Genomic DNA, 13,816 nt, shown 5'->3' with positions numbered 1-13,816 from the left:
TAAAAAATCGTCCAGAATCGCCATCTTGGACGCCATTTAAACGCAATCATGGTAAATTTGAGGCAATTCAGAGGCGAATTATGAAAAAGCAAAAAATCTTTCGTCTGCTTTTGCCACTTGGAATCTTCCTCGTGGTGGCTTGCGGACAAAACGGAAACCAAAACTCAAAAGACAATGCTGCCGTACTAGCTGTGTTAAATGGAACAAACTCTAGTACTTCGGCAACACCGGAAGCCCTCCAACTAAGCAATGCAGCCAATACAAAAGACATTCAATCTGCATTTGCAAAAGAAAACGATGGAAGTTTCACTTTCAATGATAACATTTCGTTTCTCAGTAACGATGGTGTCAAAATTACGGGAAACTTATTCATTCCTAAGTCAGGAACGGGCCCCTTCCCCGCTGTGATTTTTGTCAACAGCTGGGCTCTTAACGAATATGAATACATTGTGCCCGCTGCCAAACTCGCAAAAAAAGGGTATGTTGTATTTAGTTATAACACAAGAGGATTCGGAACTTCTGGTGGACTCATCAACGTAGCAGGTCCGAAAGACATGGAAGACCTTTCCAAAGGAATTGATTTCCTTCTAGCAAATGCTCCTGTGAATCCGACAAACATTGGTATTGCGGGGATCTCTTACGGTGCAGGGATTTCTCTTCTTGGTCTAAGCAAAGAACCAAGAATTAAAACGGCGGTTGCCATGAGTGGTTGGGGAAGTTTGCCAGACTCTTTGTATGGAAACCAAACTCCAAGACTAGTCTGGGGTTTATTACTTGTCACTGCTGGTTATATTACGGGAAGAATGGATCCTATCATCGCAGAAAACTTTGGAAAACTATTAGACACCAGAGATGTTGCAACAGTATTAGCATGGGCAAGTGAACGATCACCAAACAGTGCTGTCGCAGCTTTGAATGCAGCAGGAAAACCTGTTTACATTTCTAACAACTCACAAGACAACCTATTCCAACCAAACCAAATCCTTCCTTATTTTGAGCAACTCACAGTTCCAAAAAAATTAGATTTGAACAATGGAATTCATGCCACTGCGGAAATTGGAGGAGTTCTTGGACTTGAAAATTATGTTTGGACCAATGCTTATGACTGGTTTGATTATTGGTTGAAAGGAATTCAAAATGGAATCATGGCAAAACCAAAAGTTTCGATTCAAAAAAGATTTTCTTCTTCAAGAGTTACCTACTCGACTTGGCCAAATCCAAACAAAGTAGAAAGGACTTATCACTTAAGACCGATGGGTCTTCTCACTCCAGGGAAAATCACAACCACTGCGAATACAACAAACGGAAATGATACGATCCTCTCTGGTGGAACAAGTGCTACAACTGGAGTTCCACTTTTATCGGAAATCTTAGATGGCGCAGTCTCCGTCCCAGTGACAACCAATGTCAATTTGATTGATCGCTCGAATGCAATGGTATATATTTCTGACCCATTGATAAGTGTTCTCAAAATACGCGGGCGTACTTTTTACAAAGGAAAAATTAATAGTTCCGACACGGCACCTCATGTTGTTGTGTATTTGTATGAAGTTGATTTTTGGGGAACTGGAAAGTTAATCACACATGGAACGGCAACCCTCTTCGGTGTCAAAGGCAAAGATACAGATCTTAATGTTGATCTACAAGCAGTAGCTCATGATTTTCCAGTAGGTAGTCGATTAGCACTTGCGATTGACAATATTGATCCAATGTATGCGGTTCCAAAACCTGTGTCTCTATACACAACAACCTTTAAACACAGCACATCCAGTGCATCAACACTTCGTTTTGAAAGTGAATAAAAAACTATTTCACTCATAACGACTCACCGTTGCTTGGGAGGGGATTTCCTCTCCCATTTTGATCTTCTAAATCAATTCCTTTTTTGATCCACAGATAACAAAAATCTTATGCGCCCCGGATAGTAGCGGAAATCCTTTCTCGAAGAGAAAGATTGGAGCGGATAGCCGGAAGTGGCGCCCCCACCTTTATTTTTCCATTTCTTAAATAGATTAGAATGGACTTTGATCGTTACAGGATTAGATTCAGTACGAATTACCAAAAAAGGGAACCCCGTTGCCGATACATTACTACGCAGGTCTTCATCTAAATGAAATTACCACCGAACTTGGGAAACGAATTGCAGAAGACCAAAAGGTAAACCCACTCAAAAGACCATTGGTTGTGGTTCCGAATCAAAACCTGATCCCTTGGTTGCGATTGAATTTACCAAAATTTGATCCGTCTTATCTTTCATTAAATATAGAATTTACATTTTTAGAAAAAGCAATTTTAAAAATAATTTTCGAAAATAAGAATATACAAATATACGAAGAAGAATCGGCTTTATACCAATATGAAACAGTCAAACGAGATTGTTTTTCTCTTCTCTACCAAAAACAAGACGCACTGTTAAAAAAATTCCCAGAAATCCAAACATATCTAGAAGAAATCCCTAGGATGTATTATCTCGCCGATGTACTAACGAGATACTTCAAAGATTATGAATTAAACCGAGAAAGCTGGATTAAAGATTGGCTTGGTTTAGAAACCAAAACCCTTCCAAATGAAATTAAAAAAGACCCATATTGGGAACTAGAAAAAAAAATTTACTCAGAGATTTACAAAGATAAGACAAAACCAAAAAACTTATTCCATTATTTGGAAGAAGGTAAAGATTTGCCACTCATAGGCAACTTACATTTGTTTTGTTTGTCTAACCTTTCTGGAACATACATCGACTTTTTAAAAGTAGCAGCTGGACCCGTAAACTCTCAATTAAACGTTCATATCTATCAGTTTCATAACGGCAAAACCATCGGAAAAAATCCAGAAAAAACAAAAAACTTTTTATCTAAGTTTTCAAAACCACAATCCTTTTTAGCAAAAGAATTTTCAAAAGACCAATACATAAAACAAAAACCTAAATTTGCCAACGGAGGAATGTTATCTAAATTAAAAGCAATTTTGTTAGAAGAAGCATTCAAAGAAGAGAACTATTTAGAAGACCAAACTGTTCGAGTGTGGAATGCACCTTCTGTGTATCGTGAGATAGAGGCAATTGTTCATGACATATTAAACAAAATTAATTCAAACAAAGGAAATATCAATTTACTTGATTTTGCAATTTTAGTTCCAAACATGAATGAATATCGGTCTGCCGTCGAATGGGTATTTGACGGTGGCATTTACGCAACAGAAAAAGAAACAAATCTACCAAAACTCATCAAGATACCTTACTCTATTACTGATCTAGTAGCAAAAGATACTTCGCAACTTTATTTAACATTGTCGACATTGTTCCGCTGTATCAAAAACAATCGATTCGAAAAAGAAGACATCCAGACCTTATTTAAAAATCCACTTATTATCGGGCCAAACGATTTAAACGAAGATGAAACTTCTTTAAAAGTTCTTGAATTGATTGATTCATTAGGTTCGATATACGAAGAAGAAAACGAATACAATCCATATACAATTTCATTTGGCCTCAAAAGAGCCGTGGTCTCTATGGTCGCTGATGAAGAATCGGCTTGGTCTGAACAAAGAATTGTAACAAAACAAATTTCTTCTGAAAAAACAATCATTCAATTTGTAGAGATATGGAATCGAATTAAAGAAATTCGCATTGAACTAAAAGAAAAAGTATGGAAGGCACCGAAAGAAAAACGTTATTCCATTATCGAAAACTTATTTCTAAAATTATTTTTTTTCGAAGCAGAATGGGAAAGGGAACGTATATATTTCAATCAATGGCTACGTTCTATCCAAACCTGGTGTGAGTCGGACTGGAAAGAAACAAAAGATTTTTTGGATATGATCTCCTTACTGACGGAAGAAGTTTTTTCCGATATTCCCATGCAACGTGGTAATTATTTAACGGAAGGAGTTACTGTTTCTCTTTTACAACCAATGAGACCCATTCCATTTTTGCATGTGTACATTGCAGGCCTTGGCGAAGGAAAGTTCCCCGGCTCTATTGATCGATCTCGGTTTAATTTAAGAAGGTATGATTCCAAACCATGGGATCTTAATCGAAGAGAAATTCAAGAATCACTTTTTTGGGAATCAATCTTATCAGCGGAAGAAAGTATCACCTTTTCTTATGTTGGTAAAAATACATTAGAAGATAAGGAATTTGAACCATGTTCCACTTTATTCGAAGTAATGAATGCTATGGAGATCAAAGACGCAATTGAATTGCCATTAACATCATATAGTCGATTCTATGATGAAAACCCCATCCCCTCTTTTGATTATGTTAGAAATTTAGAAAGGTTTATGGGAGAGGGTTACGAACTTCCAAACCCTAATTTTACAAATCCTGAAGATTTAATCTTCGAAGAATCCTCTTCTCAAAAAATAAAGGAACTTTCTGTATTACAACTTTCCAATGGATTAAAAAATCCGATTTTAAGATCCTTAACAGAAAACATGGGAAAAATTTGGGAAGAGGATGAAGATTCCAAAGAAGAACCTTTCCGACTCAACCAGTTAGAAATTTTTACCATCAAATCCATCTTTATTCCGATTTTTACAGAATCTTTAGTCACAGAAAATGAATGGACTTGGAATCGAAATAAAATTCAAACCCATCTTCAAGAGTTCACTCTCAAAGCGGAACAAAATGCAGAGTTCCCTTATGGAGCATTTTATATCGTTTCTTCAGAAAAACTTTTAGATGAACTAGAGATGGTCGCAGAAAGATTTTCTGTCATAAAAGAAGCACTTTTTAATTCAGAAGACCACTTGGTTTTTCAAAGAGCAGTTTCCATTGGCGATACAGGACTTAGAGATTGTAAAAAACTTAGTCCTTATCAGATAACAGCAACACATACACTTGTTGGTGAATGGGAAAATATGATTGAGAAAGATGGAGTGTACTATTGGTTTTATACTGGCAGCCTTTATGATAAACCGAAATATCCTAATGAGCATTTAAAAGATTATTTTGGAAAGATGGCTTATATATTATTGAGCGCTTGTTTGTTTCGAGTGACAGGCAACCGTTTGGTTATCATTCCCGCCAATTCAAAAGATTTCAAAAATAATGTTTGGATCGATATGACTCAGCTTTCAGAAGTCGATTGTAAGATGTATTTGGAATCGGTATTCCAATTGGTCACAGATGAAAATCCAAAATATATTCCGAGTGCTGGGCTCAATTTATTTTTTGCCAAACACAACTTAGAAGAAATAGAAACAGACCTAACAACGATAGACAAACTCTGGAATGATTTTTTAATCGAAGAGTCTGAATCGATCCTGGAATTTGAAAACCGATTGATGAAACTTTCTCCATATACAAAAGTTTTACTGGATGAATTTTCGATTCAGTCAGTGATTAATATTTTTTTACCACTTTTAAAAAAGGGGTTTTCTTAAATGGATCATCCCCTACTCCATAAACCAAAATTTATAGAAGCATCGGCAGGAACGGGCAAAACTCACCTCATCATGGAAATGTTAGGTGATATCATGAAAAATGATGTAGAGAATAATATTTCAGAAAACAGAATCTTAAATACATTGATTCTCACTTTTACGGAAAAAGCGGCAGGGGAGCTAAAGGCAAGACTCAAAGCAAAAATTTTAGAACTTTCAGATAATGGAAACAAACCAGGTTTTTATCGATACTTACGTGACTTAGATCAAGTTACGATCGCAACCATTCATGGATTCTGCAATATGGTTTTAAAGGAATATCCAATTGAAACCCAAAACAATCCAAATGTTCGTTTGGTGAATGCAGATGAAATTATAAATAAAAATTTTTATCTTTTGAAACGAAATCATTGGGGTGGAAAAAATTCAGATCTATTGGCAAAAGATCTGATTGAATCGAAAACGCTAGAGAATGAACAAACCATAACGATCACAGTATCAAAAATTCTTTCCAATACAAAAAATTACCACTTCCCGAAAGCCATAACTTTGGAGTCAATTCTTGGTTCACCAAATATTGAAATAATCGTCACGTCCCTAACCCAAATCATTGATTCCTTACGAGGCCCTATCGGACAAAAAATCCAATCCCAAGGAAACAAAGTTACCATCGAAAAATGGATTGAAAACTGGCTTTTGTTTGAAAGTTTTCTCTCTGCTATCGATTCAAAGTCTCCTGAGCTTCTTAAAATAGAATTACAACGAATTACTGGATTAAAAAGAAGTTCCGATGGTACAACCTACCAAGGTTTCTCCTATTTTCTGTTAGAAGGGAAAACGGTCGCAAAAGATTTAAATACAGAAGCTTCAGAATTACAATCATCTATAAAAATCGTAATATCTTTATTAGAAGAAACATTTCCGATCGACCAAATCGATATGAATGGAGTGTGGTTTCTACAGGAAACAACACTTCGATTAGTCGAGGATACGAAACAACACTTAAAAACGGGGGAATCTTTAACTTATGATGAAATGATTTTAAAAGTTCATGAGACTCTTGTAAGATTACCAAACCAATCCTTAATCCAGTCATTAAAAGAACGATATCAAGTTTGTATTTTAGATGAATTCCAGGACACAGACAAAAACCAATATCAAATTTTTAGATCTCTTTTTGTTGATCCCAATGACAAAACAAGGATGTTGTTCTGTATCGGGGATCCAAAACAAAGTATTTATGGGTTTCGCGGGGCTGATATTGGAATTTATTTAGAAGCAGCGTCGGACTTTAATGACTCCAAAGGTAACCTAACTACAAATTACCGATCCACCAAAGAAATTATCAATGGCTTAAACCTACTATTCCATAACAAAGAAAAAGATTTAGGAGAGACTAACTTTTTCCCAATTGAAGAGCCAGGCTCAAAAAAAGAAGACTACCAATACCATCCAATATCTTATCCTGAACTTTCAGATATAAAATACCAGTACATCGATCCGAACGAATTTGGAATCCATGTCATTCAATACCAAGAGAACATCCAGAATGTCAGCTCAGCAAGAAATATATGGGCGGAGTCCATTAAAAACGAAATCCTATCCTTCCAACAAAACAAACAAACTCTAACCTATAAAAAAAAGGGAACTGATACCGCTCAGACTGTTAAATTAAAAGACATAGCGGTGTTATGTGGCAGCAAAAAAGATACAGAATTGATTGAGAGAACTCTTTCCAAAGCAGGAATCCCCTGCTCTATCTACAAACAAAGAGGGATTTTCCAGTCAAGAGAAGCGGATCAAATAGAAAATCTATTAGAATGTTTAGCTGAATCGAATAACTCCCGCTCCTATAAACGAATTTTATTCTCCGATCTTTTTGGTGTAAAACCAGAAGACCTACCAAGGTACAACGAACATTCAATTGACTCCTATGAAAAATCACTGATGGATGTTTGGTTAAAACTCATTCGAGACAATCGTTATGCGGCTTTTTTTCGGTCTGTGATGGATGAAACAAAAGTCCTTTGGAATCATAACTTAAAGAACTTAGAATGGGAAAGGAAACGAACTAACTATAGACAAATTTTTCAGAGACTACTTGAATTTCAAATCAGGTCCAATGCAAACCTGACTGAATTACTTACTGAACTTAAAAAACTCAAACAAACCAAGTCTTCACCAGAAGAAGAACCACTTTTTGATCGCGAAACCGAAGATGACGCTGTTCAAATTCTAACCATTCATGCTTCCAAAGGATTGGAATGGCCTATCGTTTTTTTATATTATTTTGGAACCAGGGCACAAAGTATTTCAAATTACGAATACCCTACCCTAGTTGAAGAAAACAAAAAAAAAGAAAGAAGGTGGATACTCAGTCTTTGGGATTCAAAAAATGGAAAACAAAATGAATTCAAACATTTTCTAAACGAACAAAAACGGTTACTATATGTTGCATTAACAAGACCCAACCTTCGATTGTATCTACCAAAGTTATCTTGGGGAAAAGATTCTTTTCAAAAATCAGGCTATGGAAATATTTTATTCAGCGAACTGCAAAGGATTCAGGATTCATTTGTAGGGCCTTCTGAATCTCAAAATAGTTTTCTATTCCGAAGCGAAACCCATATCGATTTTATTAGAAAAAACAATACGAGTAAAGACGTTAACGAAAACAAAAAAAAGAAAACAAACCCGATTGTTCTTCCTATCGAAGTGAAAGCAGGAAGAATTTTATTACAACACAGTTATACAAGTTTACAAAGCACTCAAACTCATCCGATAAAACAAAACAATGATACCCCGAAAGAAATTGAAGAACCTCTTGATTCGGAGCTATACCAAACAAAATCCAAACTTCCTTCCAACTCAAAGGTTGGGAATTTTTTACACCGTATACTAGAGTTATGTGATTTTTCGATTTTTGAATTAGAAACTGAAAAAATTTTAAAACACCCTTCATGGAATTGGGCGTATTCACAATCCTTCCGGCAGTATCCGATCACATTACAACAGATATCGACTGAATCTTTAGAAAAAAATGTTCTGGATCTTTTGAAGCAGGCAATGACTGCAGAAATCACTTTGGCAGATGGATCTACTTTCCATTTGAGTACTTTGAAACCAGAAGAAAAATCTTCCGAACTAAAATTTCATTTGTATGTACAAAAAATGCTAGAAAAATCCGGCACTGCGTTGACCCCAGGATTTGAGAATTACCTCAAAGGAGCCATCGACTTAGTATTTTGTAAAAATGGGAAGTATTACATTGCAGACTATAAATCCAACCTCCTGCCAAATGATCTCTATGATACCGATGCAGTCACGATAGCAGTGGTTGAAAAAGGATATATGATCCAAAAGTCGGTTTATGCTCTCATTCTTTTTGACTACCTTTCCTCTCTTTATGGAGATGCATTGGCTTTGGATCGTTTTGGTGGAGTATACTATTTATTTTTACGTGGCATGGGTGCATTTCAGAATGCTGGCATCTATTCTGACTTAAAAACATCAGAAAAGAAATGGACTTTGGAAACATTCCAAAACATCAGGAAAGAAATTTTATCTTACATTCAAGAAGCATCTGTTAGTTTGGAGAAACATCATTTATGAAACAAACAGAATCTTCTTATTTGGAAATGGCAAAAGAGATCATCTATTGTTTTCCTCATCTCTCGGAAGTACATGCAGAGATAATTGAAAACTTAATCGAAGCAACACAAAATGGCGATCTTTTTCTTTCTATCACAAACCCAGAATCCATTATAAACTTCGAAAACAGATTCCCTTTCTATTTAGAGTCAATTGGAAAAGAATATAGGTTATTTTTTCAAAAAACATATAGTGAGAAAAAACAATTTGAAAAAAATATAACTACCTTAGTTTCAAACTTTTCCAAAAACAAAGCCCCATCACAAGAAGAATTAACAGAAATAGAGTCCATCATCTCCCATCTCGAAACAAACTTTCGGAATCCACTCGCAAGAGAACAAAAACAAGCCGTAATCGAATCAACCACTTCACCTTTTCGTATTGTGGCAGGAGGACCAGGAACAGGAAAAACAACTGTAGTTTCTTTCATCTTAAAAGTGTTAGATGAAACAAAAACTCTTCCAAATCCAAACCGAATTGCCCTTGTGGCTCCCACGGGAAGAGCCGCACAAAGGCTTACCGAATCCATTCAAAAAAACTTAAGTTATTTCCCAAACACGGAAGAACTTTCTTCTTTGATTCGAGGACAAACCATCCACAACCTACTAAAAATTTTTCCTAATATAACCAAACCATATTATGGAGAAAAGAGATACTTGCCTTATGACTTAATCATCATGGATGAAACTTCCATGGTGGACATAGAAGTAATGAATTCATTTCTTCAGTCAATCGGAGAAAATACAAAATTAATTCTGTTAGGTGATCCGAACCAATTACCTTCAGTAGGCCAAGGAGAAGTATTATCAGACCTTCTTGTTGAATTCAAAAAACAAGGAAAATTTATTTCAGAATTAAAGATCAATCATAGATCTTCAATGACTTCCAGATTCAGTCAATTCGCAGAGTTGGTAAAAAATTCATTTGATGATTCAGACACAAAACAAAATTTTCCAAACCCTAAAGTGTTAGAATCCAGCCAAATCTCAGGTGAGGATGATTTTATCTGGCTACAAAAAGAATCGAATCCAGGAGACAACGTTTTATTTAAAGATTGGAAACAAAATGACCTGATTCATTTTTTATGGACAAATTTCTTTTTACCAACAGCCGTTAAGTCTACCACTTTACATTGGGAAAAAGAAGACTTGGCCACAAAACAAAACAAGGAAATCTTGGATGGCCTTATATCGGAATATCGGTGTTTGACTATTTTAAGAAATGGTTTTTTTGGGATCGAATCTATCCACAATCGAATCCTTGATTTAGCAAAAAAACATTTAACCTCTCTTCATTCAAACTCACAAAAGATTGAATATCGCCACTTGGCCAAATCTTTTTACTTCGAAGGAATGCCCGTTATCATCAAAAGAAACGACCAAATTCGAAAACTTTTTAACGGAGACATTGGCCTCGTATTAAAAATTGATTCTGAGTTAAGGGCGGTTTTCCCCATCGAAAATCGTCTATATTCTTTTGCTTTAGACACTCTACCTGAACATGAGCCTGCTTTTTTTCTGACAATTCATAAAAGCCAAGGTTCAGAATACAACACCATTCTCATCTACCTGCCTCCCATTGCCTCATATCAATCAGAGGATCTAAGAGATGTTCCCATTCTCAATCGAAGAATTCTATACACCGCAGTAACTAGAGCTAAAAAGAAAGTAATCTTAATGGGAGATTATTCTACGTGGAAACTAGGTTTAGAGACATTTAGAAAACGAAACACAGGATTCACTTTAACCTAAACCTTGAATTAACTTCAACACCGTCTCTAAATTTCCAAGAACCAAACTCCCACCTGAATCTAAAATAGAAAATTCTAACATCAAATTGATACTGTTGCCGAAGTCTTCATTTAGCAAATAGCCATCTTGGTCAATCGCATAACCTGAATCATGTGCATTGGTTGAAATTTTTGACATTACGATTTCCGGTAGGCTTCGATTATCCTTTAGGTAACCAAAAATCCTTTTTCCTTTTCCAAACGCATACCCAATTTCGAAGGCAGTACCATCATCAATACAAGCCCCTCGAAACGGGCTACAATTGGCAATTACAATATCCGATCTTTGAATCAGTGAAATATTTTCTTTAAAAATTTGATTTGCTTTAGCAAGTTTAATTTGGTTTGTCACTTCGCCATCAAAAGGAGTGAGAGCATCAAATCCAAATCTCTCACAAAGTTTTTTTGCATTGTTAAGAACCTCCAAAGCATTTGGTAAAAAAACTTCTGGCCCCGCAAGATAAATTGTTTGCATACATAATTCTAGCGGAAACCAGGAAAAGATTTAAAGAATTTTTTAATTCACTTGAGGGTCTACCGAAGTCATTTTTACCTCGCTAAAAGCAAATTTACCATCCAATCCAAAATAATAAAAACGAGGCCTTTGGGGATTGTATTGCAAATCCCAAGCATCCAAAGCATTATCAACACCAACAAACCATTGGAAGTGTCCAAAAAACCTTTGAGACAAACGTAAATTTAAATTTGTATGAGGGTTCACCATCCTATATCCGTAAGTTGGATTTGTCGTACAATACGATAAATTATTTTCAGAACAATAATCTGATACTGCCGCTGGGAGCGCACTGAGCGAGTTCGTTATATTAGTTTGGGCTTGATTATTTAATAAAGTTTCCAACGCATCAAAGTTAGATGGAAGATCAGGATTACACCAAAATGGATTTTTTACGCAATAGTATGGTTGTTTTCCGAACACTACTGCAAATACAGACAAAGACAACCCACTTGATTTTTCATCCAACCGAACGTTAAAGTTCCAACGATGTGGTCCTCTACCTTCCAGTGGGAGATTTGTTAGCTCATCTTTCGTATTCGTATATGTGTAACCCACACTTGTTGTAACTATCTCTGAAATTCTAATGTTAATAGAAGACTCAATTCCTTGTGTTGTTGCTTTTTGATAATTTGATGTTTGATAGACCATCAAACCTGAGGAATCCCTTACCGGATTGGTTCTAAATCCAATTAAATTATCTACGTTGTTATGAAATAAATTAGAGCTATACCAAATCCTTTTTGTAATATCCCACTCCCAACCAAAATTATAACTTCTTGAAAGTTCTGGTTTTAAATTTGAGCTCCCAACAACTCTATACCCCACCCCAGGATTTAAAAAATTAAAATATAAATCTTGGAAACTTGGTGCTCTATATCCAAGTCCATTGGCTAATCTAAAGCGGAACTGATCTGTTACATCATACCGAACGGCAAGTTTAGGAAGCCATTCCCCGCCATAAATTGAATCATGATCGTAACGAATTCCAGGAACAATTTGAATCCTTGGTTTATCCGATACTCGCCATTCATCTTGTATATAAAATGCATTTCGAAAGCGGTAGGCATTTCCATTGATTGTTTGTCCCTTAGTTAATTCCGGGTTAAAATCTTCATAACAAACATTTGGATAAGTTCTTCGACAATCTGGTGCAATGCGGGCAGATGAAATCTGATCTTGTAGGTTCTCTGCGCCAACTGAAGTCACATGGTTTTCTGTAATTTTATAATCGACTCTAGACCTAAACTCAGTGACTGCATTGTCTGTCCTTTGTTGCGAGTCCAAATCATCTGCTTTCCTTTGGTCCGTTGTATATAAATCCTGAAACCTAGAATAGTTAGCATTAAGATTTACATTTATCTTTTTATTCGCTACCCAATCGACATTAAATGCACCCATAAAATCATGTGTCTTATTTCTGCGATCATATACAGTTCGGGGTGGTGATGCATCCACCGCCGACTGGTCTAAATGTCGATAATAAAACTGGCTTGTTAAAGTTAAGTTTTCGGTTGCATGATAAACAGTTTTATTCGAAAGGTTCATGTCATTGAAAGCACTGCCAGAAGTAGATTCAAGAGGAGGAGAATAACCAGGTAATCTTGTAGCAAATAAATAGGAATTAACAATAGAAGTATTTGCAGGATACGGATTGTAACCTGGAGCAAGTGAAGCATATCGACCATTTCTTGGCCCCGCAGTAGCATCAGGAGTTAAATCATACCCTTCACCTTTATGCCAACCAACTGTTATCAGAGTTGATAGTTTGTCCGTTTTTGCACCAACAGATGCATAATTTCGAAATTCCATATAAGGACCATAGTATTTTTCGCTGCCAGAACCACCTAACGTTCGGAATTCTGCGTATAGTGGATCCTGTGCCTCCTTGGTGATGATATTAATGACACCAGCAATCGCATCAGATCCATAAATTGCCGAGGAAGCTCCCTTTACAATTTCGATTCTTTCAATATTCTCTGATTTAAATCTTGTCAAATCAATGGAACCACTAAATCGTCCCGTTGTCCTTTGACCATCCACCAAAATTAGGACATTCTGTGCAGATAATCCTTGCAAGCGAACAGTTTGTCCCCTTTCTCCTGCTTGCGCAGGCCTCACTTCAATTCCAGGCACATTACCCAAAGTTTGCGATAGATCTCTTGCTCCCATCGCATCAATATCTTTTCGTGTAATGACTTCCGTTGTGATCGTTGAATCTTTAAGTAAATTCCTGCGTCTCGTTCCAGTGACAGTGATAATATTTGACCTATCTCCGTTAACCTCATTAGGCTGAACTCCGGATTCTCCGTGTTTTTGTTGTTTGTTGGCAGACTCCTCAGGCAAAATCGTTTGTGAGAATAAATTAAACTGTGTTACAATCAACAAGAAAACTGTCCAAAAAAAACACAGAAAATCTTTCTTATGGGATTTTTGATTACAAATTGGTTGATACATCACTTACACCAAACACCGAT

At 36.1% G+C, this 13,816-nt stretch carries 6 protein-coding genes; 4 read left to right on the top strand and 2 right to left on the bottom strand.

Translation table 11 applies throughout. From position 1 onward, the window contains the following. The first annotated feature begins 80 nt into the window (after positions 1-80). The 4 genes from CLV96_RS15655 to recD all read left to right on the top strand — a co-directional run bounded on the left by CLV96_RS15655 (position 81) and on the right by recD (position 10,787). Positions 81-1,802: an alpha/beta fold hydrolase gene (locus CLV96_RS15655; RefSeq protein ID WP_040917453.1), complete on the top strand. Its 1,722-nt coding sequence runs from the start codon at positions 81-83 to the stop codon at positions 1,800-1,802. 274 nt (positions 1,803-2,076) lie between these two features. Continuing rightward, a complete protein-coding gene (locus CLV96_RS15650; RefSeq protein ID WP_004788151.1) occupies positions 2,077-5,385 on the top strand; it encodes an exodeoxyribonuclease V subunit gamma in 3,309 nt (1,102 codons plus the stop codon). Then, a complete protein-coding gene (locus CLV96_RS15645; protein WP_004788208.1) occupies positions 5,386-8,997 on the top strand; it encodes a UvrD-helicase domain-containing protein in 3,612 nt (1,203 codons plus the stop codon). Further along, a complete protein-coding gene (gene recD / locus CLV96_RS15640; protein ID WP_004788275.1) occupies positions 8,994-10,787 on the top strand; it encodes an exodeoxyribonuclease V subunit alpha in 1,794 nt (597 codons plus the stop codon). The genes CLV96_RS15645 and recD overlap by 4 nt, the downstream gene beginning before the upstream one ends. Here recD and CLV96_RS15635 read toward each other — a convergent pair. Both CLV96_RS15635 and CLV96_RS15630 read right to left on the bottom strand, forming a co-directional pair. Beyond that, on the bottom strand, positions 10,779-11,300 hold the full coding sequence (locus CLV96_RS15635; RefSeq protein ID WP_004788017.1) for a nucleoside 2-deoxyribosyltransferase: 522 nt from the start codon (positions 11,298-11,300) through the stop codon (positions 10,779-10,781). The genes recD and CLV96_RS15635 overlap by 9 nt on opposite strands. Before the next feature lie 42 nt (positions 11,301-11,342). Next, positions 11,343-13,724 carry a TonB-dependent receptor plug domain-containing protein gene (locus CLV96_RS15630; RefSeq protein WP_004787972.1) on the bottom strand — a complete coding sequence of 794 codons (2,382 nt, stop codon included), beginning with the start codon at positions 13,722-13,724 and terminating at the stop codon, positions 11,343-11,345. Positions 13,725-13,816: the final 92 nt, after the last annotated feature.

Source organism: Leptospira meyeri, assembly GCF_004368965.1.
Classification (GTDB): Bacteria; Spirochaetota; Leptospiria; order Leptospirales; family Leptospiraceae; genus Leptospira_A; species Leptospira_A meyeri.
The sequence above is the reverse complement of the archived record's forward strand: the minus strand, read 5'-3'. Positions and strand labels throughout refer to the sequence as shown.

Bases quoted from the DNA above. Each gene is read 5' to 3' on its own strand.
- CLV96_RS15655 (WP_040917453.1), top strand. From the start codon at position 81: ATGAAAAAGCAAAAAATCTTTCGTCTGCTTTTGCCACTTGGAATCTTC.
- CLV96_RS15645 (WP_004788208.1), top strand. From the start codon at position 5,386: ATGGATCATCCCCTACTCCATAAACCAAAATTTATAGAAGCATCGGCA.
- recD (WP_004788275.1), top strand. From the start codon at position 8,994: ATGAAACAAACAGAATCTTCTTATTTGGAAATGGCAAAAGAGATCATC.
- CLV96_RS15635 (WP_004788017.1), bottom strand. From the start codon at position 11,300: ATGCAAACAATTTATCTTGCGGGGCCAGAAGTTTTTTTACCAAATGCT.